The organism is Bacillus spongiae, assembly GCF_037120725.1.
GTDB classification, from domain to species: domain Bacteria; phylum Bacillota; class Bacilli; order Bacillales; family Bacillaceae_K; genus Bacillus_CI; species Bacillus_CI spongiae.
Genome location: NZ_JBBAXC010000006.1, coordinates 181,018 through 206,733 on the forward strand (window position 1 = coordinate 181,018; position 25,716 = coordinate 206,733).

Sequence of the window (25,716 nt, forward strand, 5' to 3'; positions counted from 1 at the left end):
TTGGTTATTCTACCTCTTAATTTATGGTAAGATGAATGGATAAAAAATGAAGAAGTGGAGGGTAGGAATGATGAAAATAAAATCAATCGAACCAACACCTAGTCCAAATACAATGAAGATTATTTTAAATGAGGAACTCCCATCAGGTACACGGGCGAATTACAAAAAAGAAGATACTGAAGGTGCTCCACAACTCATACAAAATCTTTTGCAAATTGAAGGGGTAAAAGGCGTTTATCACGTTGCTGATTTTCTTGCCATTGAACGAAATGCGAAATTTAATTGGCAGGGAATTCTTAACGAGGTTCGTAGTGTGTTTGGGGAAAGTGCAAGCACTGAAGGAAATGAAAATACAAGCCTTCAGGACCATTATGGTGAGGTACAAGTAGCTATTCAATTTTTCAAAAGTATTCCAATGCAAGTCAAATTAACAGATGGCGAGCAAGAAAAACGCTACAGTTTAGGTGCTCGTTTCCTTAAAGCCATTGAGAAAGCACAAGAATTAGGTGAGAATGTAGTACTTGAACGGAAATGGAAGGATAGCGGAATTAGATATGGTGATTTTGATCAAATTGGAGAGCAAATCATTGAAGAGTTAGAGGCAGCCTATCCAAATGAACGACTGGAAGCTTTGCTGAATGTTACCCCTATAGACCAACGAATCGATGGAGAAGAAAAGGCTGTGTCGTTGGATGATTTTTCAGTTGATGATTGGCGCGAACGCTATCGTATACTAGAACAATTAAAGTCTATTTCATTATCTGATTTGCCTTTATTGGAGGTAGCATTAAAAGATGAGAAACCTTCAATTAGACGGTTAGCGGTTGTTTATTTAGGAATGATAGAAGATCGTAAAGTATTGCCATTATTGTATTTAGCACTTCAAGATAAAACCGTTACGGTCAGACGAACGGCTGGTGACTGTTTGTCTGATTTAGGGTTTAATGAAGCTACTCCAGCTATGTGCCTCGCACTTGAGGATGCTAGCAAGCTAGTGAGATGGCGTGCTGCCATGTTTTTGTATGAGGTCGGTGATGAGTCTGCTTTACCAGCCTTAAGAAAAGCTGAAGGTGATTCAGAGTTTGAAGTCGAAATGCAAATTAAAATGGCGATTGAACGTATAGAAGAAGGCGAAGAAGCTAAAGGTTCTGTGTGGAAACAAATGACAGATGCGAGAAAGAAATAAAAATAAGGGAGTAAATAAACATGACGAATGCTTATGAGGAATATATGAAGCAAATGGTAAAACCGATGAGAGAGGAGCTCTCAAACGCTGGATTTAAGGAATTAATTACGGAAGAGGCTGTGGAAGAGTTTATGAATGAGAATGAAGACACTGCACTCATTGTCGTTAACTCCGTTTGTGGCTGTGCAGCTGGACTTGCACGTCCTGCCGCAACTCAGTCTATCTTATCTGCTGAAAAAGCTCCGAATCGAGTAGCAACCGTTTTTGCAGGACAAGATAAACTAGCAACAGCAAAAATGAGGGAGTATTTCTCAGGTTTAGAGCCTTCTTCTCCTTCAATGGCATTAATGAAAGGAAAAGATGTGGTTCACTTTATTCCACGTGAAGATATAGAAGGTCATTCGTTAGAAGAAATCATCAGAAATTTATCTAGTGCTTTTGACCAGCATTGCTAAGAAAGGCGCTTTTAGCGCCTTTTTTTATAAGAATCCATTGAAAGGTGAAAATATGTTTATTACAACATCCGCTCGTGCCGATGCAATGGCTGTCACTTTTGCTCAGGCATTATCCGAAAGGTTTCACGCTCCATTTGTACCTAGGAAGAAACAATCCTTAAATGTTATGCAGGCCTACCATCAATCATCTTGCCTTGTCGTTCATAATACAAGAATAGAACTACACATTAAGGGAGAGAAACGGCCTTTTTTCTTTCATCCTAACTCCGCTTCCTTACGTATGAAACGAATACTAAAAGGTGAAGTTGATCCTCTATTACAGGTGGCGCAAGTTGAACAAGGAGATACAATTCTGGACTGTACGCTTGGACTTGCTTCCGATAGCATTGTGTTAAGCTATGCTGCTGGAGAGAAGGGGAAGGTCATTGGAGTAGAGGGAAACGAGTATATAGCTTTTATTGTAAAACAAGGGTTAGCAAACTGGAGTAGTGCCCTTCATGAAATGAATCTTGCAATGAGAAGGATAGACGTCATTCAAGAGAATTATATGGATAAATTAGTAGAATTACCAGATCGAAGTGTTGATATCGTGTATTTTGACCCTATGTTTGATGAAGCAATTCTTTCTTCAGACGGAATTCAATCGCTACGGTCGCTTGCTTTACATCAAAAAATTACACAAGAAACGATGATTGAAGCCAAAAGAATAGCGAGAAAGCGAGTTATCTTAAAAAATCATTTTCGCTCAGAAAGTTTTTCAGAACTAGGCTTTTCGGTGAATGTTCGTAAAAGTTCGAAATTCCATTTTGGGTATATTCAAATATAAACAGCGCTTCTAACTAAAAAAGCGCTGTCCCTCATCTTAATCTGTTAACGATAAAGAAGTTAAGTATGCTAATAAGAGTAAGTAACCAATGCTAATTAATGTATCAAATTCCATCAAACAACCCCCCTTTTTAAACAGACCTCAATCTATAGTTTACCCTATCTTCAGATTTTGGAAACTTTTTTTGCTTACAAATCGTCTAACATATATAATAGATTACAAGTCATTGAAGGAGAGAGATTTATGTCTAATTGGATTAAAAAGTTATTTTTCATCGTTATCTCTATCTTAACTTTTGGACTCGTAACACCATCTCAATTGTACGTAAGTGAAAATCAAAAGATTGATGATAGTGATCGTAAGTTAAAATCGGTTTACGACTCGAATACAGAAGTTGAAAATAAAGTAGCTACTAGGGAAGAGATTTTTTCCCTCTTATTAAGTGAAGGTGAAAAAACATCCTACGGTAAATTTGGAGATAAAATTGGACCGAAAATAGATGGAGAGTTTCAACAAATTATCTTACCGAAAATCCAACAATCCATAAATGAGGTATTATCTACCTATCCAGGAGAAGATCTATCACAATTAACGGTTTCAGAAGTTCCGATGAATGTCAAAAGTGAAAAGCTATTTCATATTTATAACCGTGATACAAACGAAGATCTGATTAGATTTCATGTAAGAAGAGATCATCCTCCTCTTGATGGTTATTATTTTAATTTCCACTACCATACTTATCATGATGGGTACCAAGCACACCATCAACTTGGTGATATATATTGGGAGAAGAACACACCTCCGAACTGGTCTACCCTTTCATAATGAAAGACAAAAAGAAGCCAATTAAGGCTTTTTTTTATGATATAATAGGAAAAGCAACTATAGAATATTATTCAACATGAACAGTAGGTGAAAGAATGAAAAAGTATTTACAATACGTCGTCATTATGGCATTAATCGTATTTTTACTATTTCAGAATATAAATACAGAAGGTCCTGCTGGCATTCCGTTAGGAAATAGTGCGCTTGCTTCACAAATCCCAAAACAATCCTCTGTTTTAAATGATATTGTTCTATTACCTGAGGAGAAGTTTGAGGAAGAAGAAGTAATGAGAATGATTAATAGACTCAGTGCATTACCTATAAATCTATTAGAAAGCATCCGCAAGGAAGAGATTCAAGTCAGGCTATTTCAAGAAAGCTTAACGGACTTTCCTTCGGCTGCCCATTTAAAAGGAGTTATTCCAAGGGGATATAAAAGTAATATTACATGGGATGAGGTTCCAGGAATCGGTGGTTCTAAATTAGTGTTAGTTAAGATTGGTCACAGTAATCCTGGCCAGGGACATGGGTCTGTTAATTTAGAGTTGCATGAGCTAGCTCATTCTATTCACCGTTATTTACTTGATGACTTATTAGTGGAGATAACCTTGCAGGAGCTTATGGAGAAAGAGAGTGGGCTCCTGTTTCATAATCGCGAATATTTCCTTCATTATAAAGAAGAATTTTTTGCAGAATCCTTCGCTATGTTTTATTTAAATTCATCAACAAATAAAACGCTCTATGAAAGAGCACCAAAAACTCATGCGTTTTTTCTACAGCTTGAACAATTGTATTAAGGAGTGTCTATATTGAAACAATACCATGCATTATGTGAAACGGTCTTAGAAAAGGGAAAGAGGAAAGGCGACCGAACAGGTACAGGAACGATCAGTACATTTGGTTATCAAATGCGTTTTGACCTTCAAGAAGGCTTCCCATTATTAACGACGAAAAAATTACATTTGAAATCAATCATTCATGAATTATTATGGTTTTTAAATGGGGATACAAATGTGCAATATTTGAATGAAAATGGGGTCAGAATATGGAATGAGTGGGCAGATGAGGAGGGCAACCTAGGGCCGGTTTATGGGCATCAATGGCGCTCTTGGACAGACCGGAACGGGGACACAATTGATCAAATATCGACGCTTATTCAGACAATTAAACAAAACCCAAACTCAAGAAGGTTAATCGTATCAGCATGGAATGTGGGAGATATGGATAAAATGGCCTTGCCACCTTGCCATTGTTTATTCCAATTTTACGTTCAAGAGGGCAAGCTCTCGTGCCAACTTTACCAACGTTCCGCGGATGTATTTTTAGGTGTGCCGTTTAATATAGCTTCCTATGCCTTATTAACAATGATGGTTGCTCAAGTGTGTGATTTAGAACCAGGTGAGTTTGTGCATACCTTTGGAGATGTTCACATATACGAAAACCACCTTGAACAAGTGAAATTACAACTTACTCGCGACACAAGGCCATTACCGAAGATGAAGATAAATCCAGATGTGAAAGATATTTTCTCCTTTACGTTTGAAGATTTCACGTTAACAGGTTATGACCCGCATCCACATATTAAGGGAGTGGTAAGTGTATGATTTCATATATATGGGCAATGGATGAACAACGATTGATTGGAAACCAAAATGCGATGCCATGGCACTTACCTAATGATTTGGCTAACTTTAAAAAGACAACATTAGGTTCTCCCATTGTCATGGGGAGAAAAACCTATGATTCTTTGGGCAGACCATTACCTGGAAGAGATAATATCGTATTAACGAGAAAAAATGATTTCCAAGTGGATGGAGTTAAGGTTTTTCATTCAATACAAGCGGTTATAGATTACGCAAATGAACAGACGAGTGAGGTTTTCGTTATTGGTGGAGCTGAGATTTTTGTCATGCTACAAGACTATGTTTCAAAGTTATATGTGACGGAAATACATAAAACTTTTGAAGGCGACACTTATTTCCCTGAATGGGATTGGTCTCAATGGACCGTGAAATCCTCTATAGAAGGAACAGTAAATGAAAAGAACAAATACCCTCACACCTTTCTTATTTATGAAAGAATTGAGAAATAAGCTAAACCGAAAAAGAACTTCCAATTGGAAGTTCTTTTTACCTTAACAATCCTTTTTCGATATAAATTCACTTTAATGGCCCACCATTGAAGTGAGTAGATTGGAAATAAGTACAGTCATAATGATATGCCTTACGAGTTTTAAAAATGGCTGATTATTAAAGAATTATTTCCTAGTATTTAATCACTGTTCGGTAAATGGAACAGTGTAATTTCACTTAATAAACCTTATAGCACGCTCGTTTGTAGTAGTAGAAGTATACTATTTTAAAGTTTAACTATTTATTTTCAGTTAGTAGAGGGGGAAAGGGAATGGAAATATTGAAAGCGGTAAATCTTGATAAAATATATGGAGATTCAAATAGAGAAGACACCACGACAGCATTGAGTCAAGTAAGCCTTGCAATCACTAAGGGCGAGTTTATAGCAATTATGGGCCCATCTGGGAGCGGTAAAACAACCTTGCTTAATTTATTGAGCGGAATTGATAAGCCGACTTCAGGTAAAGTGATCATCATGGAAAAAGAGATTAGTGAGATGTCAGTTGATGAATTAGCGCTGTATCGTCGAAAGCAATTAGGTTTTGTATTTCAGGACTTTAACCTTTTGGATAGTTTGACTGTAAAAGAAAACATGATTCTACCAATGGTGTTGGAAAAGAAAAATGTATCAGAGATGGAAGAAAAAGCTCATTACCTTGCCGATCTTTTCGAAATTGAACCTATTCTGAATAAATACCCTTATCATATATCTGGTGGACAGCAGCAACGAACGGCTGTTAGTCGAGCGTTAGTAAATGACCCTAGTATTATTTTCGCTGATGAACCGACAGGGAATTTGGATTCAAAAGCAACAACTGCCATAATGGAGTGCTTTGAAAGAGTAGTTGAGGAACTTTCGGCAACAGTCCTTCTTGTTACCCATGATGTATTTGCAGCAAGTTATTGCAGGAAAGTTGTCTTTATAAAAGATGGCTCTATTCATTCACAGATTGTGAGGAAAGGAAATAGAAAAGAATTTTTAAATCAAATTATGGATAACCTCGCTATCTTGGGAGGAAGAACGGATGTCTTTTAATCAAATCGTTTTGAAAATGGCAAAGGCTCATTACAAAAAGTATCTTTTTTACTATTTATGCAATAGTTTTGCCGTGATGTTTTTCTTTATATTTTCGACCGTATATTTTAACCAGCAAGTTGTTCAGGTGAAAAAGACGGAGTCAATCCAATATGTATTAACAGTTCCGGGTGTTGCCTTAATTGTATTTACCGTATTTTTTATTAGTTATGCCCACAGCAATTTTATTAAACGAAGGAAAAGTGAGTTTGGACTTCTTATGACTTTAGGGATGTCTAATCGTGACATAGGAAAAATGTTATTGTTGGAGAATGGCATAATTGCCTTTGCATCTCTAGTTTCTGGTATTCTTGTAGGAAGTATCTTTTCGCGACTTTTCTTCTTACTCTTAATACATAGTGTTGGAATACAAGGAATTTCATTTCATCTAAATAGCCAAATGTTCCTCTATACGATAATGATATTCTTAGTTGTTTTTATCATTGCAGTTGGGAGATCACTCTTCGTCGTACTCAAAAGAAATGTTGTTGTAAGTTTAAAAAGCGACAAGGCTGCAGAATTAATCAAGTTGAAGAGTCCACTAATGGGTGGAATAGGAGTAGCCATTGTTATCTGCTCTATTTTAGGTCTATATTATACGTATTCAGATCCGATTATCGGTGGGGAATTCCTACTATTTTGGACAATCGTGACATTGATAGGGTTGTACATGACCATTTATCAGTTTACTAGTTTCTTCATTGAAATCGCTAAAAAGAACCAATCCTACTATTACCGCAGAATCCTGTTTCTAACTAGTCTGGATTATAAATTCAAACAGCTGACATCCATTCTTATGCTCGTCACTGTGATGATAATGGTGACTATTTTGTATAGCACGATAAATTTATTTACATATATGTCTGCTGAAAAGGAAGCAATTAAAGGAAATCCTTATGATCTTGCCTTTTTGCAGACAGAAAATAAAAATAACTTACATAAAGAAGAGCTTTATTCAATTGTTGACCAAAAGGATAACCCCATGCAAAAACATCTGGTGATCCCAATCTATTCCTACTATCAAAATCAAGCGTATAGTAGCTGGACGAATGACTATCATTTTATGTCACTAGATCAATTTAATAAGTTAACTTCCAGTAAGTGGGACCTGAAGGGTGAGGAATTTCTATATTATATTAATGATGATCCCAATAACACGGATGGAGATGAAAATTACCCGATTAATGGCTTTCCACTCATTGATGGTAATCCAACTTATACACTAAAGGAAATAATTGTTGAGAAAAATATTAATTTCGTAAGCAATTTACATGATTTTTTTATTGTAGATAATTCTCAATACGAGCAACTAAAAAATACCTTAGATGGCTTTGATTCAAATCTTCATTTTATTAATGTTGAAAATTGGGAAGAGACCACCGATGTTGTCGAAAAACTAGCTGGAAAATTTAGTAGCTCTAATGAAAAATCCCCGCCACTTACTGATCTTCGTGTTGAGAACACGTCTGAACAATTCTTATTTCAAATTTCATCAAAAGTTGGTGATTATAATCGTAATAAAAGTTCTAATGGGATATTGTTTTTTGTAACAACTATATTAAGTGTTATTTTTTTCTTCGGCTCGTTTATCCTCTTATATTTGAACCTTTTCTCTAATGTTGAGAAGGAAAAGGAGAAATATAAAAAATTGAATAATATAGGAATTACCTCTAAGGAAATCAAGAACATTATTTCAAAGGAAATAACAACCATATACTTTATTCCGACCATTGTTGGAACGACTTTAGCTTTCCTTTATTTAGTTGCGATGGCAACGGACATTGGAGGGGTTATGGACAATCCTGAGTTACTATTACACTTCTTCATAGTAGCAGGTGTTTACCATATAATCCAAATTGGGTTTTATTTATATTCTCGAAAGAAAATGTTTTTTAATTTACTAAGTAAGGGTGGAAGTAATTGAAATGGACAATGAAGAATAGATTTTTTCTAAGGAGAAAAGGTTTAACCTACTTTATTGTTGCATGTTTTGAATCATCCGTTAGTAGGGCTTTGTTATGCGTATTTGTGGTTTCAGAAATACACAACTTTATATGAACTCTACTATGAAAGGCATCTACTAAAATACAATGAGATTGTTGAAGTAAAGTCATTTAATAACAAATAACATTCACATTGTAAAAGAATATCCAGCTAGAGGATAACTTCTAAAAATCGGTGGAATAAAAGCATAAAGTTATCCAAAGTGAGCATTAGTATAGTAAGCAGAAAAAAGAACTTCTATAATAGTAGAAGTTCTTTTTTCTGCTTACTAAGAGAATCTAGCTAATAAACGGGTTCCTTAGTAAACGAGTTGTTCTTAAATGAGCAATTAGTAGGAAAGTTTACAAATAGAGACTGGAAAAAATTTTTTTCAAAAAAATTAAGCCATTTTACAACGTTGTTTGTCTAATAAATAGAAGACGCAAAAAAGGAAGGGTAGTACTTTATGATTCAATTAGTAAAAAAAGCCCAAAAGAGAGATGAACGAGCTTTTTTAAAACTTTTTAAGAAATATGAAGAGGATATTTATCGGATGGCTTTTGTGTATGTGAAAAATGAAAATGATGCATTAGATGTCGTTCAGGAAGTAGCATATCGTGCGTTCAACAAAATTGATACATTAAAAAATCCAGAGTATTTAAAAACATGGTTAATGAAAATTACCATTACTTGTTCAATTAACATAACTCAAAAGAATAAAAAAATGGTTTATTTGAAGCCAGAGTATCATGAACAGATTGGCATTGAGGACGAAGATGTGCCTCTATCGATTACATTGCAAGAGTTTCTAGATAAGTTGACTGATCTTGAGAGAAGTATCGTGATGTTAAAGTATTATGAAGAGTATACTTTTAAGGAAATATCCGAGTTAGTAAATTTACCTTTAGGAACAGTGAAATCAGTGCTATATCGTACGATCCATAAACTTCGAAAGGAATTTAAGGAGGCAGATTTTCATGAATAACTTTAAAAGAGAAGTAGAAAAAATAAAGATTCCAAAAGCTTTACACGATCGAGTAAAGCTTGGTGTTAAACAGTCGAAAAAAGAGCTTGGAGGCAACCGTATAATGTTTAAAAGACTTTCAATCACCGCCGCAGCCTGTTTGCTCGCCTTCTCGGCAATAACCTTTACTCCCGTAGGAGCAGCGATTAAAGAGGCATATAATAAAATCTTTGTAAGTAAATACATTGATGATCCAGGCTTAAAAGATGCTTTAAAGGATGGGCATGGACAAGCTATTAGTCAAACATACTATGACAAACAAAATGATATTACCATTCATTTTGAAAGTGTTATGACTGATAATTCTGAGACGAAACTGTTAATAACCTATGAAAGTGATACGACAGACTTAGAAAACTACTATATAGATATTTTTGAAGGTACCAGTAAAATTTATTTAATTTCAGAAGATGGAGAAAGGAAAGAGCTCGATAATGTTGGTTGGGGAAGCAGGCATTACAATAAAGAAGAAAATAGAGTAGCAAAAGCACTATCAATTGATTCAATCAAAAAACATGAAGGAGAAAATATTCGCTTAGAAATTGAAGACATCACAATTTGGGATAATAATGGGATGGGTGAAATTAAGACGGTATGGCCAGTCGAATTTAACTTGGACAAATCTTATATCACAGATAGTGAAATTGTTGAATTAAATAAAAAATTCACATTTGAAAATGAAACATACACTATTGAAAGAGTAGAATTTTCTGAGCTCGAAACAAGGCTTGAGATTAAAGGCTCAGACATGTTCTATACCGATGATGAAGGAAATAAAGTACCAATGAAGAGTAAGCTAGAGCTTCAATTCTTAAATGCCAGACAAATTAATCCAGGCTCTGGCTATCACGTTGCGGAAGGGAAGTCTGGTGTATTCCTAAATGCTAGTGGGGAAAGAATCGATCCAAACTTCAGTAAGGGTGAAGTAGAAAGGGAACTAGGAGAATTTATAATGGTCTTTGCACCAATTAAAGATCGCTCAAATGTTGTCCTTGAAGTTGGAGAAGGCATCGAGGTCCCATTGATAGATAAGGAATAGATTGAGAATTAGAATTTAATCATTGGATGTTCATTAATTTTTTGAAAAACGTTAAGAAACGGAGAGATAAACGACCACAGTCATTTATCTCTCCGTTTTTTGGTATTCTTCTTGTCGTTACTCTGAAATAGAAAGTAGTTGTGATGACTATAAGAGCCCTGTGAGGCTTTAACGAAATGGTAAAATAGAAATAATAAATCTTCTTGTCTAGTTTTGGGAAAGCCACACTATTGAGTCCTCAAACACTAATCATCACTATATTTATATAAAATGCTTTGTAAGTATTTCTCGAAATTTTCTCTGACACTTTGCGGCTCAATAATTTCACACTTATCACCAAATTTAAGAAGTACATTATATCCATGTTTATTATCTACGATTGAATATTTTGCTATATATTCATTTCCATTGTCGGCTATAATATATTCTTCTCCGAATCGTTCAATAACCTTATCTTTAATGGATTTATCAATTTTAATCGTGACTTGTTTTGTATCTTTAGTCATCCAATCTGAACCATTCATAGGTAATGCTTCAAAATTCTTCGGAATAAAAACGTTTTCTGAAAGCCGAACCTGACTCATACGGGCTAGCTTGAACGTTCGATAATCATTTCGCTCTAGACTGAAGGCTTGTAAGTACCAGCTACTTTCTTTAAAAATTACTTTATAAGGTTCAACTTTACGAACGCTCGCTTCACCATCTTTATCCATATAATCAAACAATAAATATTGTTTATCCTACATTGCTTTTTCAATCACTTTAAGCAGACTTTTTAATGAGCGATTTCCTTGATTAAGTTCTAAATCTACAGAAAAAAATTCCTTATGGTCATTTTGTTTTAATAACTCATTTCCTTCCGTCATACTTTCCAATTTGGTCAACATATTTGCAATATCTTTGTTCTCTAATAATTGATAATAACTTTTCAAGCTAGTGATTAAGCTGTGTACATCTTTTGGCGTAAATAATTTATTATCAACTTTATATGTCTTCATCAAGCTTACTCCACCTTTTGAACCTCTTGTAGTCACAATAGGTAACCCTGCCATATTCAAGGTGTCTATATCTCTAAAGATGGTTCTTCTGCTAACTTCTAACTTTTCAGTTAGCTCGCTAGTGGGAACTACTTCTCTTTCTAACAAAAGCATGATTAAAGCGATTAGTCGTTCAATTTTCAAAAAACCACCTCTTTTTTATTCATTATGTCATATAGGTGTCATATTAGGTATGGTAAGTTGAATTTGTGCTTTGCATTAATAAATTTCAGGAGGAGGAAAAAAGTTTTAATTCCGGATTACATGTAGATCAATTTTAGCTATTATTACGTAAGCAATCAAAGGTAAAAGTACGGGCAAAATTAGATTATGAGAGGGTATGAAATCAATGAGAAAAATATTGTATATTACAGCACATCCATTAGCCGAAGAGAATTCTGTAAGTCTTCAAGTAGGAAAAGAGTTTTTAGCAATTTATGAAAGAAAGAATCCAGATGTAGAAATCGTTAAACTAGACCTATATAAAGAAGATATACCTATACTTGATGCTGATGTATTTAGTGCATGGGGTAAGTTAGGTGCAGGAGAAAGTTTTCGGTCATTAACAAACGAACAACAAGTTAAAGTAGGTCGCATCAATGAATTAGCCGGACAAATTGCTGAAGCAGACGGCTATGTATTTGTAACGCCAATGTGGAATTTTAGCTTTCCAGCAGTTCTAAAAGCATACATTGATACAAAGGTATCACTATTAAGTCAACTGAAACTGGAACAGTCGGATTATTGAAAGGGAAAAAAGGTGTTCATATTTTAGCTTCAGGTTCCATCTATTCTGATAGTTCAAAGACAGGTTGGGAACATGCTAATAGTCTATTAAAAACGGTTTTAGGTTATTTAGGGGTAACGGATGTAGCTAGTATTATCGCTGAAGGTACAGCTATGGGACCTGAGAAAGCGGAAGAAGTAAAACAAGCAACGATAAAAAAAGCACATGAAGTAGCAGCAAACTTACAAATAGAATAAAAAATCTATTTTCCGATTTAATTAAGCATTCTCTTTCTCCACAGAGTAGATAGTACCCATTTTGATAGACTAGCAAATGTCAAATAGTCGTATTCTTGTGAAAAAGCAATAATGAATAAATGATAAGCAACCTAGAATTGAAAACTGAATTTGTTTTTGGATTCATTCATTTCGTGTTTTATTAATGGCACTGTGAAATTAAGCGAGATCTTTTGACTTCTAAATTTTTCTAATTTATGCGAAAATAATCCTTAACAGCATGTTCTTATTCAACAGTCAGACAGTCATAAAGAATAAGCATGTTTTGTTAAATGACAATTCTAATCATATGGGAGCTTGAGAGAAATGAAAAAAACAGCCGTTCTATTATACCCTCAGTATAGTGAGTATGAGTTAAGTGTTGCATTGTCCATTTTAATGCAAGCTGGAAAGCCTGTCATTACGGTCGGGGGAAGTATCCAGCCTATCCGAGGAGAAGCAGGCCTAACTTGCATACCCGACACTACTGTTGATGAGATAAACATGGAAGAGATAGATAGCCTTTTATTAACAGGCTGTATGGATATTTTTGCATTAGAAAAGGAAAAAGCTTTACTAGACTTTATAGCTGAGGTTGAAAGGAAAGCAACTGTCATTGGAAGTATCTCAAGTTCACCTTATTTACTTGCAAAGGCTGGGATATTAAAAGGGAAAAAATATACGGTTGGGATGACGGAGGAAGCTAGAGAAAAATCAGGAGTCTTTGAACAAGAAAACTATTCGGATGAACTGGTTGTTCAAGATGGGAAGATAATAACAGGAAGAGGACGGGGGTTTATTAAATTTGGAGTGTGCTTCGGAAAAGCATTAAATCTAAACTTTGATGATAATTGGTATAGAGAATAATAAAGTGACCATTATAGAATTGGCTTTGCAACTAAATAAGTGAAATGGCGTATACCTAAAATTCGTGTACGTCATTTTTTATAGTCAATGGCAACAATCTTTTAGAAAACAGTTTACTGAAATTCTCCCTCTAGTTCAAATAACAAGGTCAAACGTTATTTTAAAATAACTGATGATACAAGTAATCTATGAGATAAGTGGTAATAATTATTTCATAGTTTCTGTCGTTTCCTGTATAATATTGAAGGTATTCGATATAGGAGGAAAAGAAATGGCACTGATTCGTATTGTTTATTTATTTTTTTATTTATGTTTTTCACTCGTTTTTAGTATTCCAACCTTAAGAAAAATAAAAAAATCAGTTACTTTAAACGAGGAAGAAAAAAGTCAGTCTGCTCATAAATACGCTAAGGCATGGGCAAAAAGAGTCATTGATAATACCGGCTCTACTATTACAGTTATAGGAGAAGAACATTTACCCGAAGGGGCCGTTCTTTTCGTCAGTAATCATGAAGGGAATTTTGATATTCCAACCTTGATGGGTTATATTCCTAAGCCATTTGGCTTTATTTCAAAAGTTGAAGTCAAAAAAGTTCCTTTAATTCGCGATTGGATGGAAGTTCTTGACTGTGTCTTTATTGATCGTAAAGATCGAAGGCAATCTGTGAAAGCATTACGTCAAGGCAGCCAACTGTTAAACAGTGGTCGATCGATGGTTATTTTTCCTGAAGGAACACGTAGTAAAGGTGGACAAATTGGCGAATTTAAAGCTGGTGGAACACGTCTAGCAAAAGATGCAAACGTTCCGATTGTCCCAATTGTTATTAAAGGAACAGCCGATATCTATGAAAACGGACCAAAGGGGCTAAAGCCTTCACAAATTACAATTGAAATACTCCCGCCTTTTTCAAAAGAAAAAGTAGTCGAAACAGATAGTAAGGTTATTTTATCGGAAATTCGAGAAGCAATGATACAAGCACTATAAAACTAATAAAAAATGGGGACCTATTTTAGTAGGGTTCCCATTTTTTATACGATGGTTTTAACGTGAATAGATTCTTTTCGTTATCCACTTTCTTTCGAGATAAGCAGAACAAAAAGAAAAATGTGAATGGTAGAGGATAATATATAATGATGTAGAAGTATTATAAAGATATTTTGAATAGGAGCCATTTCAATGGTATATGTTATAAACTAAAGAGCGACCTCCTACGTAAGAAGACGCTCTTTTTTCGTTCGCTACATAAGAAACGAGAGTAATTTTTACCTCCTCGCTCTATACATAAAATAATACACAAAAATACATAAACCCACTTCCAGCCAGAACGAATAAATGCCAAATCGCATGATTGTATGGGAGTTTATCCCAAATGTAAAATATAGCCCCGATGGAGTATGAAATCCCACCTGTTAACAATAGGGCAAAACCTGTCCCTGTTAAACTTAAATATATTGGCTTAATGGCAATAATAATGAGCCAACCCATTAATAAATAGAAAAGCGTTGAGATGACATTATATCGGTCGATAAAATAGCATTTGAAAACAATACCTGTCAAGGCTAATCCCCATACAATACCAAAAATCGTCCAACCTAAAGGACCTCTGATACTAACTAATACAAATGGTGTATACGTTCCAGCAATTAAAACGTAAATTGCAGAATGATCTAAAATAGCAAAAAGTCGTTTTACTGGAGAAGGTTTAAAGCTGTGAAGCATGGTTGAGAATAAGTACAGAAGTAGCATCGAAACGCCAAACACTGTAAAGCTGACGACGTGCCATGCCGTTCCTTTTTCAACGGCAAAGATAATGAGTATAACTAAGGCTGGGATGCTTAGAAGAAATCCAATTCCATGGGTAATAGCGTTGGCGATTTCTTCCTTCCAATGAATTTGATCGTAGGTTGACAAACAAAGTCCCCCTTAAAGTACAGTTATTAATTATTCTATGTTATTCCCAAAAAATCTGCAAATACTATGCTGAAAAATTTTCTTAAAGCTAACTTTCCCTATTCATAATTTATTTCCTGCTTTTAGAGCAGAAGGGGATAGAGATGTAAACTAATCTTATAATATTAATAAAATGAATCTACAATAGGGGGTAAATCGAAATGTGTGGAAGGTATACAATTACTATCCCACCTGAGGAATGGAGTCAACTTATAACAATTGATGAATGGAGTACAGAGTGGGAAATCAGCTATAATGTAGCGCCAGGACAAAAGGTATTAAGTGCTATTTATTACAATTCAAAAGTAAGAGCTGGTCCTCTTCATTGGGGACTTATCCCAAAGTGGTCTCCAAAGGGAGCGGCACCAAAACCAATGATTAATGCAAGGGGTGAAACACTTTCAACAAAAGTAAGCTTTAAATCATTAGTCGATAAAAGGCGTTGTGTTTTTATGGCAGATAGTTTTTTTGAGTGGAAACGAAAGGGCAAAGAAAGAATACCTTATCGTTTTCAATTGGAAAATGGAGAACCCTTCGCTTTTGCCGGATTATGGGATGCGAGAGAGGAGCACGGACAAAAACATTCGATGGGGACTATTATTACTACGAAGGCAAATGATGTAGTTCAACCGATACATGATCGAATGCCCGTTATCCTAGATACAAAAGATAAGATTCTTAATTGGTTAAATGTGAATATTCCTTTTGACCAAGTTTCTTCTTTATTGACTCCACTAGAAGATGAGAAAATGGAGTTTTACAGAGTGTCCAATATCGTGAATAGCAGTCAAAATAATAATGAAGAATGTATTAAGCAAATGTTTACATAATGTATAGGAGTTCTATCACGTTAAAAGTAGACTTATCAATAGGAGCCGTTACTTCGTATGCCTAGGATGGACGATACTATTGAAACACTTCGTTTGTTTTTTTCTAATTATAGAATAAAGAACAGTTATTTTTAAGAGCAAGATATATGTACTCTATTATTCTAAAATAATAGCACTATGATGTTTTTGCAATGGGTGACTCTTGTGGTAGTTCACAACAGAAATAATTATCGTTATAATAGGGTTGAATGGTATATAGTAAGGATGTGTAATCATGACTAAAATAAAAATAGTAACAGATTCAACCGCTGACTTATCAGAAAAGGAAATAGCCGAAAATAATATACACGTCGTTCCACTATCACTCTCTGTTGATGGTGAGAATTATTTAGATCGTGTCGATATTACGCCAAAAGACTTTATTGAAAAAATGAAAAAATCGCCTGAATTACCTAAGAGTTCTCAACCCCCAGTCGGCACCTTTTTAGAGCTATATGATGAGCTTGGCAAGGACGGAAGTCATATTATTTCCATACATATGACGGGGAAAATGAGTGGAACCGTTCGTTCAGCACAAAGTGCAGCTGACATGAGTAATAGTAATGTCACGGTTATTGATTCTTTATTCATTTCAAAAGGACTAGCATTTCAAGTAATGGAAGCAGCCGACATGAGTAAGGAAGGAAAAGATGTAGAAGGAATAGTAAATAGATTAGCTGAAGTTAGAGCTGCTACAAAACTATTTGTTGTTGTGGACACACTTGACAACCTCGTTAAAGGTGGAAGAATTGGAAAGGGAAAAGCATTACTCGGCTCACTATTAAACATTAAACCAATTGCCTCTTTAGAAGGTGCTGAATATACGCCAGTCACAAAAGTTAGAAGTCATTCGCAAGTAGTGAAATTTCTAGTCAAACAGTTATCAGAAGATATTCAAGGAAAAACGTTAAAGAAAATTGGACTTTGCCATGCAGATGGACTTGAACTAGCCAAAATGTTAAAAGATAAAATCATAAAAGAAACGGGCTTTGATTCTTTTGAGATTGAAGAAACGACGCCCGTCATTTCAACTCATACCGGAGTTGGCGCGATTGGGTTTGAATACTACGCAGAATAGCTGTTTCCATAGAGGAGACAGCTTTTTTTATTAGTGAGTAGGAAATGGGGTGACGCTTAATCCAAAGAGAACCTTCTGAGGCAGCCATTGGGAAGATTAATTGGATATGGGTTAATGTTGATTGGAAAAGGACACCTCGGCTGATTAGAAAGTAGCAAAAACCTGAGCTGTTTATGTTTCACATCTATAAGTTGGTATGTAATAGGGAGTTCCTTTAAGGTTTTAACAAAAAAGCATCGGCAAGCATTTCAGCATAGAAAAGCTAGTTTCGACTAGGTTGTTTACAAGGGCCTTCCTTCCAGGTATTTTCAATTAATCATGCAATAAAGCGGGTATCAGTTCAAAATATTTTTTAAGGGTTATTTATAAAACCTACAACTTGTAATCTATGTGAGAAACTAAAAGATTCATTCAAGGAAGAGTTAGCAATGCTCCTACAGCTCCACTGAATTCGCCATCTTCCAAAAAGATTGGTTTCTTTTCTTTCATAATCGTGTATTCTTCAATCATTTCTTTTAAGAGTAGGTTTGAACGAAAGGTTGAACCTATGTATACGATAGAGTTTGTATCAAAACGATGGGCTGCCTGACAACAAATGGTGACGACCGTCTCTGCAATGAGCCCTATAATGGAAGCCAGTATATCAGGCTCTGACGGTTTTCTATCCATAAAGCGATGAACATTTCCGAAGTTACTTGCTGTAAGATTTTCTGGAATAGGGGGAGTTATTCCTTCGAAAATATCCTTTACTGTAATATCAACACCATCTCTCTTTCCTTTTGCAGCTGTTTGTACAAGTTGGTTATAATCAGCTATTCCGGATAATAAATAGGCTAGGCCCATTAAGGTTCCTCCACCAACACCAGTTCCTCCGATTCTCTCTTGTTTTCCATCAACTATATGATGAATCGATGTTCCTGTTCCGATATTTGCTAAAATAAATTGTTTTTCTAGTAAGAGATTATTTTGGCGGGCTAAAAGTTGTACCCCTTTGCAAGTAGCATCAAACTCGACGATTGATGTTACAGGCTTCATTATTTGTTTGGCTAGTAATTGATGCTTTCCGCCAGTGACACAGATTTCTGCAGTTGGAGCATACTCGGAAAGCCAATTAACAACCTCGTTCATCTGTGAGGAAGGGAAGGTTCTTTTTTCCATGATGCTATTTTCTAGAGTCGCCATTTTGACAAGTGTTCCACCGGCATCAATGCCAATGCTAGAATAATTCATTTGTATCTCTCCGTTTCTTGGAATGGTTCACTTTCCAAGATGATGTTTGATTATTATAGGTCCAAGCATCTGAAAGTGTAAGTTATTACTTATTTGTGCAAAAAGTTTTTCATGTTTCAATAAAAAAACTTTTTAATTTCTTCAATAACCGTTTCAGTATCGTCCCAATGTAACATATGAGTAGTATCTTCAATTTTTTTGACTACAATTTTAGAGTTATTTTTCACATCTTCCAATAATGTATCATTAATGATCGTAAACTCTTTTGGTAATGTAGCCACTAATAACAATATATTATCTTCTAACTCTCTATAAATTTGTTTAACTGGGGAGTTGGCCATAGACTTTATTACTGAACTTACTACTTCTGCATCAACGATAAGCTTCACTTTCCCATTAATCTCTTTAACGTAATCCATCGATGCTCTTTTTTTATTATGAGACCAATTTCGATTTGATTGAGCTTCTTCATGGAGAAAGGCTTCAAAATTTGAATATTCAAATGTATGAAAGGATTCTGTTGTATATTGAATTTCCTTCTCCACATTGTTGATGTTTGGCCATTTCCATCCAGGTTTATTTGCTAATTCATCAACAATTTTATAAAAATCATCTTTCGTTGTATAGCCTCCATCAATTAATAATGTCTTGATAACCATAAACCCATACTCTTTCATAAAATGAAGGGCGATATCTGCTCCATATGAATGTGCTAATAAGTAACACTTTTCTACATTCAGTTTGTTTATGATGGTATACAACCATTTCGTCATATTTACCATTTCATATTCTTTTTCTGTTGTAAACTTATCACTTTTACCATGTCCAGGAAGATCAATAGAAATTATTTTATATTCTTTTTTTAAAGCTTCACTTATTTCTATGAAGCTCAAACTTGTATTTCCTAATCCGTGTAAACAAACGATGGTTGGCAAAATATTTTCTCCCCAAACATTGCATCTTACACGATAGTTATCTATCGACAAAAATTTTTCTTCCATACAAGTACCTCATTTCATTGTTTGCTGATCCATTCAACTAACTGAAAGTAGAGAATTAAGTCACCACTATAGAAAGACCATATCAATCATTTTACAGCAGAAATTATACAAGCACTAGTGAAAAAGGGATAATATAGAGTTACTGTAAGTAATTAGAATACGGTATGGATGGTTAGAAATATAACGGTATTTCCTTCATTACGTTATATTTTTATTTACCAAAATGAAGCGGATATCGAAGGACGCAAATGAAACCTTTCAAACGGTTATTCGTAAAGAAAGACTAGCGATTATGACAAAGGGCTTAGTTGTAAACTCAACATGATAATCTTATGTCCTTTTCATAAAGGGGGTAGGTGGAGATGTTTAATAGGTTAAAGAAAGAAATAGTAGGATGTTGAACATTCCTCTCAAAGTGGATTCAAAAAAAGATAAAATAAGATGAAAGTGATGGGCAATGGTCACCATTAGCACCCTTACTCTAGATAGAAGCATAGAGGTAAAAAAAGTTGATGCACCAATAAAAGATGCCATTCATGATGCCCGAATATCAGTGGAAATACACAAGAAAAAAATTGAGGAAGTCAGGTCACCCTTACATGTGATCAAAATAGCCATCGAATGGTATGGAAACCTTAGAATGGATAGACGTACTTAGATGTATTAAATATATACAACATTCCTTAATATAAAATTTGCTGCTTTTTGCTTACAAAGACTTAGTCCCTTTTCCCATATTTTTCATAAACTATGAATAATAGCATATAAATCGAATGAATATATAGAATCTCACTTTGAAAATATTTTTGATCTCTATAATGAAATGACCTTATTGTGAGATTGGTTGAATGAGGTTGATGTAGCTTTTGGTTGGTAAAGGAGGGGACAAACGATTCCTGATTATGAAAGGAAATTATAAAAAATAAGAGATTTTTTATATAATACCTCAATGTATTACACAATATAGTAAAGAAGGTTCTCGTTTATCCTACGTATGTAAACGACAGCTTTAAATGAAATAATGAGAGCTATTGTGCACTTGTTATAATCGATTATGCTACATTCATGTTATTTCATGTCAGTATTCAATTCATCCTAAGAATGGCAGAGAAAGTGTGAGTAAAATTTTGAAGAAATGGATGGTTCAAGTTGTCATAATCCTGTTTTTAACAGGATGTTCATCTAATCAAGCAAACGCATTTCTGACTACAAAACAAGTTAGTTTACTTCCAAAGCAAGAAATTCCCGCTAATTTTTTTCCTAGGGAGTTAAAAGTCGTTTCAATCGGTGATTCGCTAACCCAAGGAATTGGAGATAGCACGAATAGTGGAGGATATATTCCACATTTAACGCAATCATTTAATAGCTTAAAGGAGATAAAAAGTACGGAATTTATAAATTTAGGAAAAAAAGGGCTGAAAACATCAGGCTTACTTAAGCAGCTAGAAGACTCAAGTGTTCGAGAAGAAATAGAAATGGCGGATATTGTCATGATTACCATCGGTGGAAATGATTTAATGTCTGTTATTAAAAGAAATTTTACTTCCTTAACATTAGAATTATTTTCAACTGAATCCTCTCTTTATCAGGAACGATTAACAACGGTTTTAACAAAAATTAGACATATTAATCAAGATGCCGGAATTGTATTAATTGGGATTTATAATCCTTTTTTGTTCCTTTTCTCAAAGGTTCCGGAAACAGAAAGTATTTTAAAAGACTGGAATGCTGTTAGTGAACGAACAGTAATTAATTCTGTTGAAAATGCGTTCTTTGTTAATATCGCTGACCTTTTTATGAACATAGAAGAGAAATTGCTATCAGATGACTTTTTTCATCCTAATGACCTTGGATACCAACGAATTAGTGAGAGAGTGTTTGAGTTTTTATCAAAGGGGAATAGATTTGAAACATTAATTGAAAATAGTCTGATCAAAAATGAGGAGTAAATATGAAAAATAGGTGGAAATTAGCTTTTTTCACATTATTGGTTTTCGTGCTTATTGTCTTAATTGTGATATTTTCTTTCCTTTTTAAACCCATCGAGGATGATGACATTGTCTATAAGCAAATTGATAGGGAGAAAGAAGATATTCCTTTAGAATTGACGACCAATAAAGAAAATCTAACGAATTTGATCGATTTATATATAAATGAGAACCATTTAAATGGACCGATTGACTATTCAGTGAAGTTAACGGATCAAATTGAACTATATGGAACAATGGCCGTTTTCACTGGAAGTATCGATTTAAAAATGACGTTTGAACCTCAGGTATTAAGCAATGGCGATTTAATATTAAAACAGAAAACGATTTCTTTAGGGACGATTAATTTGCCCGTTCCTTATGTGTTGAAGTTTATTCGTGATTCATATAAATTGCCTGAATGGGTCAAAATTCAACCAAATGAAGAGTCCATTTACGTTGCATTGACAGAAATGAAATTAAAAAGTGGCTTAAGCGTGCATGCTAAAACATTTGATTTAGCCACGGATCAAATTTCATTTATGTTATATGTATCAGATAAGACCGTTCAACCTTAGAGAGGAAAACGAGCTTAGCTATGAGCATAAGCTCGTTTTGTCTATCCTTTTATTACAAGTGATTCTAATGGTGGTTCACCGTCAACGAAACCAACGATAAGAACGGTGTAGCTTTCATTTGGCCTTAGAGTAAGAGTAGGGATTGAAAGAGCAACGGTGTTTGTTCCTGCTATTCTTGCTTCTAAGTCAACGGGCATTGGGGAAAGTGGTAAGTAGTCGGTGGCTTGTTTAAACGAAATATTTGGAAATACGACATCTCCTCCTTTAACAGCAATATCTACGGCAGGTGCATCTGGTGATAAGTGGATGGAACGAATTTTTGTTTCGTTTGGATGTACTCTAGGCTTATCCTCATAAGGTAATAGCTGTAGTTTTTCACTAGTTCCAAGGATGGTGTAAGTGTAAATTTTACCTTCTTCGACAGCTATTTTTTTACTAATAATAGTAGTTACAGAATCGCCAGTTGGGTAAATATCAATGTGATATTTTCCAGTAGGGAAAGTTAAATAATCACTAACTTCTTTAAAAGCTATATTTTTAAGAACCTTTTTGCCGTTTACAAATACATCTACATTCATCGAGTCAGGAGAGGCATGAAGGAAACGAACATATGCGGGTAAATGAGCATACTGTGTCATCTCGGAGCGCGGTGATTGAAGGGCTTTGTTCATATTATCTAAATGTTTTTGATAATAATGGATGTGTTTGTTTGGATCTGTATATTTATAATAATGAGCTAACAAATCATAAAAGGCTGCTTTTTCTAAATATTTGTGTGAGTAGTTCAAAGTCAAACCTCCATTCTATAGTTGTTACGTCAATACAATATGCAAAGGACAAAAAATGGGTGAATGTACAAAATATCCCTTGCAATTATTCTCGAAATATAGGATAATGAATTTAATTATTGAAGAAGGAAGGTGTTGTGTTATGAGAAAAATGCATATTCAATTCACTCAACAACAGATGTTTATCGACTATAACACGTCCCTTCCTTTACGGATGGCTTTTTAATCATTGCTACTATTGAATGACTGACATGATGAAAATCCATGGGACGTGTAAACGCCTATGGATTTTTTATTATGGAGGAAAACGATGGAAAAAAATAATCAGAATAGAATGAATGTAAAGAATGAATCAAATCGAACTGTAACGGGCCGAGTAATTAAAGAAATGAAACAAGTCTATAAAGTATTAGTTGGAGACGAGGAAATCAATTGTAAACTACCGGGGAAATTTTATTATCAGCATCTAGATTCGAACAGTTACCCAGCAATTGGCGATTGGGTGACATGCGAAATGGGCAGCGATGATTTCGGATTTATTACTTCCGTACATCCACGAACGAGTAAATTCTCGAGAATGAAAGCAGGAAGTGAATGTAAAGAACAAATCATTGCAACAAATGTTGATACACTGTTTATTGTGTCATCCTTAAATGAGGATATAAATGTAAGAAGGCTGGAAAGATATTTGATGCTAGCACATGAAAGTGGGGCAGCCCCTGTTTTCCTTTTATCAAAAGGTGATTTATGTTCATCCATTGCAAAGGTGATGGCTGACCTAAACACACTATCAAAACAAGCCGACATTATTCCCCTTAGCTGTCAAGAGGGCTGGGGGCTGGAAAAACTTGAGCCTTATTTACAACCGGAAAAGACCGTTGCCTTCGTCGGTTCATCTGGAGTAGGTAAATCGACAATCGTCAATTATTTAATGGGTGACAATGTTCAAAAAACTTTGGAGATCAGAGATAAGGATGGGAAAGGAAAACATACAACAACGGTTAGAGAGCTATTTTATTTACAGAATGGAACGGCTGTAATTGATACACCAGGAATGAGAGAGATTCAAATTTGGGAAGGGAAATCTGGTTTAGAGGTAGGGTTTGAAGATATAGAAACGTTATCAAGTCGTTGTTTCTTTCGAAATTGTCAGCATGTTAAAGAGCATGGATGTGCTGTTTTAGAAGCAATTGAAAATGGAACGCTTGAACAACAACGCTTTCAAAGCTATCGAAAACTTCAAAAAGAACAGGAATTCAATAAAAGAAAAAGCGATTTACGTGCACAGCTAGACGAGAAAAAAGTGTGGAAGCAACGAAGTAAAAAGAGTAGACGAAACAGAAGGTAGTAAGCAATTTCTTTTACGAATAGCACAAAACACGTTAGAATCTTTTACTAAGGGAAGAGTATGAATATACCTTAGAAAGGGTGAGTATCGTGACAACTCAAAAGAGCCAGCAGGCTACATTTGCCGGAGGTTGTTTTTGGTGTATGGTAAAACCGTTCGATGAGCAACCAGGGATCCAATCTGTTGTATCAGGTTACACAGGTGGAGAGATTGAAAATCCAACCTATGAACAAGTATGTACCAATCTTACCGGTCATTATGAAGCGGTCCAAATTACTTTTGATCCGTCCATCTATCCTTACGCAAAGTTAGTTGAAACATATTGGCAACTTATCGATCCAACAGATCCTGGTGGACAGTTTTTTGATCGTGGTCATTCCTATAAAACAGCCATCTTCTATCATACTGAAGAGCAAAAGCAAATAGCAGAACAATCCAAAAAGAACTTGATAGAGAAGGGCATTTTTTCAAAACCGATTGTAACAGAGATTCTTCCAGCCAAACCGTTTTATCAAGCAGAGGGTTATCACCAAGGGTATTATAAAAAGAATTCAACGCGGTATAACGCTTATTTTGAAGGTTCAGGAAGAAAGCACTTTATTGAATCGCATTGGGGGAATGAGAAGTGAATAAGAATAAAGAACAATTAAAAACAAAACTAACACCCGTGCAGTATGAAGTAACGCAAAACAACGGAACGGAACCGGCTTTTCGAAATGAATTTTATAATCATTTTGAAGAGGGAATATACGTCGATATTGTTTCTGGAACTCCGTTATTTAGTTCGAAAGATAAATTTGATGCCCATTGTGGCTGGCCGAGTTTTTCGAAAGGAATTAAAGACGAAGAAATCGTTGAAAAAAAGGATTTTAGCCATTTCATGATTCGAACAGAAGTGAGAAGTAAAACAGCAGATTCTCACCTTGGCCATGTATTTGATGATGGTCCAAAAGAATCAGGTGGACTTCGATATTGTATCAATTCTGCAGCATTGAGGTTCATTCCTAAAGATCGTCTTGAGGAAGAAGGGTATTCTGAATACAAAAAAATGTTTGATTGACGATACGGTTATGGTATTTCATGAATCGCATTGAAGTGAAAAAAAATATTGCTATCATTTTTTAGACTAGCATTTTTCGTATTATCATTGTAATACCGTTAGAAGAGAGAGAAAATATTTGGGCAAATGCACAGACACAAATCGGGCATTTATCATAGTGTAGTAATGTATTAAAACAAAACACTTGAGGAGTGAGTTCTATGTATTACGGAGGCTATGATCATTGTTGCCCTGAATACCCGACTTATAGTTATCCATGCTGCGGCGGATTTAATAACGGTTTCGCGTTAATTGTGGTGTTATTTATCTTACTTATCATTATTGGGGCAGTGTGCTTCTTCCCTAGATAAAGATACGTAAGTTGACGGGTATGTTGTCATTTGCTCTGTTAACGG

27 protein-coding genes and 1 pseudogene are annotated in these 25,716 nt (G+C 35.0%); 22 read left to right on the forward strand and 6 right to left on the reverse strand.

Annotated elements, in window-relative coordinates:
• The first annotated feature begins 70 nt into the window (after window positions 1-70).
• The 11 genes from WAK64_RS09440 (at window position 71) to WAK64_RS09490 (ending at window position 10,545) form a co-directional block, all read left to right on the forward strand.
• On the forward strand, window positions 71-1,186 hold the full coding sequence (locus WAK64_RS09440) for a conserved virulence factor C family protein (RefSeq protein ID WP_336586789.1): 1,116 nt from the start codon (window positions 71-73) through the stop codon (window positions 1,184-1,186).
• A 20-nt stretch (window positions 1,187-1,206) separates the two neighbouring features.
• Window positions 1,207-1,641, forward strand: coding sequence for a BrxA/BrxB family bacilliredoxin (locus WAK64_RS09445; protein ID WP_336586714.1), 435 nt, complete (start codon window positions 1,207-1,209; stop codon window positions 1,639-1,641).
• 52 nt (window positions 1,642-1,693) lie between these two features.
• The gene (locus WAK64_RS09450; protein ID WP_336586715.1) at window positions 1,694-2,467 is read left to right on the forward strand and encodes a class I SAM-dependent methyltransferase; all 774 of its coding nucleotides are present in this window, start codon (window positions 1,694-1,696) and stop codon (window positions 2,465-2,467) included.
• A gap of 243 nt (window positions 2,468-2,710) precedes the next feature.
• On the forward strand, window positions 2,711-3,292 hold the full coding sequence (locus WAK64_RS09455; protein ID WP_336586716.1) for a YpjP family protein: 582 nt from the start codon (window positions 2,711-2,713) through the stop codon (window positions 3,290-3,292).
• Between the two features lie 95 nt (window positions 3,293-3,387).
• A complete protein-coding gene (locus WAK64_RS09460; RefSeq protein ID WP_336586717.1) occupies window positions 3,388-4,089 on the forward strand; it encodes an anthrax toxin lethal factor-related metalloendopeptidase in 702 nt (233 codons plus the stop codon).
• A 12-nt stretch (window positions 4,090-4,101) separates the two neighbouring features.
• Complete coding sequence (locus WAK64_RS09465) at window positions 4,102-4,896, forward strand: thymidylate synthase (RefSeq protein WP_336586718.1); 795 nt, start codon at window positions 4,102-4,104, stop codon at window positions 4,894-4,896.
• Entirely contained in the window at window positions 4,893-5,384 is a 492-nt protein-coding gene (locus tag WAK64_RS09470; protein WP_336586719.1) for a dihydrofolate reductase, read from the forward strand. Before WAK64_RS09465 ends, WAK64_RS09470 begins: the two co-directional genes overlap by 4 nt.
• 311 nt (window positions 5,385-5,695) lie before the next feature.
• Complete coding sequence (locus WAK64_RS09475) at window positions 5,696-6,460, forward strand: ABC transporter ATP-binding protein (RefSeq protein ID WP_336586720.1); 765 nt, start codon at window positions 5,696-5,698, stop codon at window positions 6,458-6,460.
• Window positions 6,450-8,423, forward strand: coding sequence for an ABC transporter permease (locus WAK64_RS09480; protein WP_336586721.1), 1,974 nt, complete (start codon window positions 6,450-6,452; stop codon window positions 8,421-8,423). The genes WAK64_RS09475 and WAK64_RS09480 overlap by 11 nt, the downstream gene beginning before the upstream one ends.
• A 525-nt stretch (window positions 8,424-8,948) precedes the next feature.
• Window positions 8,949-9,467 (forward strand): sigma-70 family RNA polymerase sigma factor, encoded by a 519-nt coding sequence (locus WAK64_RS09485; RefSeq protein WP_336586722.1) that lies wholly within the window; start codon window positions 8,949-8,951, stop codon window positions 9,465-9,467.
• The gene (locus WAK64_RS09490; RefSeq protein WP_336586723.1) at window positions 9,460-10,545 is read left to right on the forward strand and encodes a DUF4179 domain-containing protein; all 1,086 of its coding nucleotides are present in this window, start codon (window positions 9,460-9,462) and stop codon (window positions 10,543-10,545) included. Before WAK64_RS09485 ends, WAK64_RS09490 begins: the two co-directional genes overlap by 8 nt.
• Before the next feature lie 245 nt (window positions 10,546-10,790).
• Here WAK64_RS09490 and WAK64_RS09495 read toward each other — a convergent pair whose 3' ends face one another.
• Window positions 10,791-11,270 carry a WYL domain-containing protein gene (locus WAK64_RS09495; protein WP_336586724.1) on the reverse strand — a complete coding sequence of 160 codons (480 nt, stop codon included), beginning with the start codon at window positions 11,268-11,270 and terminating at the stop codon, window positions 10,791-10,793.
• A gap of 15 nt (window positions 11,271-11,285) precedes the next feature.
• Entirely contained in the window at window positions 11,286-11,726 is a 441-nt protein-coding gene (locus WAK64_RS09500) for a helix-turn-helix transcriptional regulator (RefSeq protein WP_336586725.1), read from the reverse strand.
• A gap of 205 nt (window positions 11,727-11,931) precedes the next feature.
• Here WAK64_RS09500 and WAK64_RS09505 point away from each other — a divergent pair.
• The 3 genes and pseudogenes from WAK64_RS09505 to WAK64_RS09515 all read left to right on the forward strand — a co-directional run bounded on the left by WAK64_RS09505 (window position 11,932) and on the right by WAK64_RS09515 (window position 14,436).
• A pseudogene (locus WAK64_RS09505) lies at window positions 11,932-12,566 on the forward strand (FMN-dependent NADH-azoreductase).
• A 345-nt stretch (window positions 12,567-12,911) separates the two neighbouring features.
• Window positions 12,912-13,451, forward strand: coding sequence for a DJ-1/PfpI family protein (locus tag WAK64_RS09510; protein ID WP_336586726.1), 540 nt, complete (start codon window positions 12,912-12,914; stop codon window positions 13,449-13,451).
• A 271-nt stretch (window positions 13,452-13,722) separates the two neighbouring features.
• Complete coding sequence (locus WAK64_RS09515; RefSeq protein ID WP_336586727.1) at window positions 13,723-14,436, forward strand: lysophospholipid acyltransferase family protein; 714 nt, start codon at window positions 13,723-13,725, stop codon at window positions 14,434-14,436.
• A 291-nt stretch (window positions 14,437-14,727) separates the two neighbouring features.
• Here WAK64_RS09515 and trhA read toward each other — a convergent pair whose 3' ends face one another.
• A complete protein-coding gene (trhA, locus tag WAK64_RS09520; protein WP_336586728.1) occupies window positions 14,728-15,363 on the reverse strand; it encodes a PAQR family membrane homeostasis protein TrhA in 636 nt (211 codons plus the stop codon).
• A gap of 200 nt (window positions 15,364-15,563) precedes the next feature.
• On the opposite strand from trhA, the gene WAK64_RS09525 reads away from it, so the two are divergent.
• Together WAK64_RS09525 and WAK64_RS09530 are read left to right on the forward strand one after the other, a co-directional pair.
• Window positions 15,564-16,232: an SOS response-associated peptidase gene (locus WAK64_RS09525; protein WP_336586729.1), complete on the forward strand. Its 669-nt coding sequence runs from the start codon at window positions 15,564-15,566 to the stop codon at window positions 16,230-16,232.
• A gap of 274 nt (window positions 16,233-16,506) precedes the next feature.
• Window positions 16,507-17,349 (forward strand): DegV family protein, encoded by an 843-nt coding sequence (locus WAK64_RS09530; protein ID WP_336586730.1) that lies wholly within the window; start codon window positions 16,507-16,509, stop codon window positions 17,347-17,349.
• Window positions 17,350-17,760: 411 nt separating this feature from the next.
• Here the strand turns inward: WAK64_RS09530 and coaW are convergent, their stop codons facing one another.
• Together coaW and WAK64_RS09540 are read right to left on the reverse strand one after the other, a co-directional pair.
• Window positions 17,761-18,579 carry a type II pantothenate kinase gene (gene coaW, locus WAK64_RS09535; protein ID WP_336586731.1) on the reverse strand — a complete coding sequence of 273 codons (819 nt, stop codon included), beginning with the start codon at window positions 18,577-18,579 and terminating at the stop codon, window positions 17,761-17,763.
• A 116-nt stretch (window positions 18,580-18,695) separates the two neighbouring features.
• Window positions 18,696-19,580, reverse strand: coding sequence for an alpha/beta hydrolase (locus WAK64_RS09540; RefSeq protein WP_336586732.1), 885 nt, complete (start codon window positions 19,578-19,580; stop codon window positions 18,696-18,698).
• A gap of 1,115 nt (window positions 19,581-20,695) precedes the next feature.
• Between WAK64_RS09540 and WAK64_RS09545 the strand changes: the two genes are divergently transcribed.
• A complete protein-coding gene (locus tag WAK64_RS09545; protein WP_336586733.1) occupies window positions 20,696-21,529 on the forward strand; it encodes a GDSL-type esterase/lipase family protein in 834 nt (277 codons plus the stop codon).
• A gap of 2 nt (window positions 21,530-21,531) precedes the next feature.
• Window positions 21,532-22,125 (forward strand): YpmS family protein, encoded by a 594-nt coding sequence (locus WAK64_RS09550; RefSeq protein WP_336586734.1) that lies wholly within the window; start codon window positions 21,532-21,534, stop codon window positions 22,123-22,125.
• Window positions 22,126-22,166: 41 nt separating this feature from the next.
• On the opposite strand, the gene WAK64_RS09555 is transcribed toward WAK64_RS09550, so the two are convergent.
• The gene (locus WAK64_RS09555; protein WP_336586735.1) at window positions 22,167-22,913 is read right to left on the reverse strand and encodes a DUF4397 domain-containing protein; all 747 of its coding nucleotides are present in this window, start codon (window positions 22,911-22,913) and stop codon (window positions 22,167-22,169) included.
• 310 nt (window positions 22,914-23,223) lie between these two features.
• Between WAK64_RS09555 and rsgA the strand changes: the two genes are divergently transcribed.
• The 4 genes from rsgA to WAK64_RS09575 all read left to right on the forward strand — a co-directional run bounded on the left by rsgA (window position 23,224) and on the right by WAK64_RS09575 (window position 25,671).
• Window positions 23,224-24,261 (forward strand): ribosome small subunit-dependent GTPase A, encoded by a 1,038-nt coding sequence (gene rsgA / locus WAK64_RS09560; protein WP_336586736.1) that lies wholly within the window; start codon window positions 23,224-23,226, stop codon window positions 24,259-24,261.
• A gap of 143 nt (window positions 24,262-24,404) precedes the next feature.
• A complete protein-coding gene (gene msrA, locus WAK64_RS09565; protein ID WP_419465928.1) occupies window positions 24,405-24,890 on the forward strand; it encodes a peptide-methionine (S)-S-oxide reductase MsrA in 486 nt (161 codons plus the stop codon).
• Window positions 24,887-25,321 (forward strand): peptide-methionine (R)-S-oxide reductase MsrB, encoded by a 435-nt coding sequence (gene msrB, locus WAK64_RS09570; RefSeq protein ID WP_336586738.1) that lies wholly within the window; start codon window positions 24,887-24,889, stop codon window positions 25,319-25,321. The genes msrA and msrB overlap by 4 nt, the downstream gene beginning before the upstream one ends.
• 200 nt (window positions 25,322-25,521) lie before the next feature.
• Window positions 25,522-25,671 carry a YjcZ family sporulation protein gene (locus WAK64_RS09575; protein ID WP_336586739.1) on the forward strand — a complete coding sequence of 50 codons (150 nt, stop codon included), beginning with the start codon at window positions 25,522-25,524 and terminating at the stop codon, window positions 25,669-25,671.
• The last annotated feature ends 45 nt before the right edge of the window (window positions 25,672-25,716 follow it).

Bases quoted from the DNA above. Each gene is read 5' to 3' on its own strand.
- WAK64_RS09440 (WP_336586789.1), top strand. From the start codon at position 71: ATGAAAATAAAATCAATCGAACCAACACCTAGTCCAAATACAATGAAG.
- WAK64_RS09445 (WP_336586714.1), top strand. From the start codon at position 1,207: ATGACGAATGCTTATGAGGAATATATGAAGCAAATGGTAAAACCGATG.
- WAK64_RS09450 (WP_336586715.1), top strand. From the start codon at position 1,694: ATGTTTATTACAACATCCGCTCGTGCCGATGCAATGGCTGTCACTTTT.
- WAK64_RS09455 (WP_336586716.1), top strand. From the start codon at position 2,711: ATGTCTAATTGGATTAAAAAGTTATTTTTCATCGTTATCTCTATCTTA.
- WAK64_RS09460 (WP_336586717.1), top strand. From the start codon at position 3,388: ATGAAAAAGTATTTACAATACGTCGTCATTATGGCATTAATCGTATTT.
- WAK64_RS09470 (WP_336586719.1), top strand. From the start codon at position 4,893: ATGATTTCATATATATGGGCAATGGATGAACAACGATTGATTGGAAAC.
- WAK64_RS09475 (WP_336586720.1), top strand. From the start codon at position 5,696: ATGGAAATATTGAAAGCGGTAAATCTTGATAAAATATATGGAGATTCA.
- WAK64_RS09480 (WP_336586721.1), top strand. From the start codon at position 6,450: ATGTCTTTTAATCAAATCGTTTTGAAAATGGCAAAGGCTCATTACAAA.
- WAK64_RS09485 (WP_336586722.1), top strand. From the start codon at position 8,949: ATGATTCAATTAGTAAAAAAAGCCCAAAAGAGAGATGAACGAGCTTTT.
- WAK64_RS09490 (WP_336586723.1), top strand. From the start codon at position 9,460: ATGAATAACTTTAAAAGAGAAGTAGAAAAAATAAAGATTCCAAAAGCT.
- WAK64_RS09510 (WP_336586726.1), top strand. From the start codon at position 12,912: ATGAAAAAAACAGCCGTTCTATTATACCCTCAGTATAGTGAGTATGAG.
- WAK64_RS09515 (WP_336586727.1), top strand. From the start codon at position 13,723: ATGGCACTGATTCGTATTGTTTATTTATTTTTTTATTTATGTTTTTCA.
- WAK64_RS09525 (WP_336586729.1), top strand. From the start codon at position 15,564: ATGTGTGGAAGGTATACAATTACTATCCCACCTGAGGAATGGAGTCAA.
- WAK64_RS09530 (WP_336586730.1), top strand. From the start codon at position 16,507: ATGACTAAAATAAAAATAGTAACAGATTCAACCGCTGACTTATCAGAA.
- coaW (WP_336586731.1), bottom strand. From the start codon at position 18,579: ATGAATTATTCTAGCATTGGCATTGATGCCGGTGGAACACTTGTCAAA.
- WAK64_RS09540 (WP_336586732.1), bottom strand. From the start codon at position 19,580: ATGGAAGAAAAATTTTTGTCGATAGATAACTATCGTGTAAGATGCAAT.
- WAK64_RS09550 (WP_336586734.1), top strand. From the start codon at position 21,532: ATGAAAAATAGGTGGAAATTAGCTTTTTTCACATTATTGGTTTTCGTG.
- rsgA (WP_336586736.1), top strand. From the start codon at position 23,224: ATGGAAAAAAATAATCAGAATAGAATGAATGTAAAGAATGAATCAAAT.
- msrA (WP_419465928.1), top strand. From the start codon at position 24,405: ATGGTAAAACCGTTCGATGAGCAACCAGGGATCCAATCTGTTGTATCA.
- WAK64_RS09575 (WP_336586739.1), top strand. From the start codon at position 25,522: ATGTATTACGGAGGCTATGATCATTGTTGCCCTGAATACCCGACTTAT.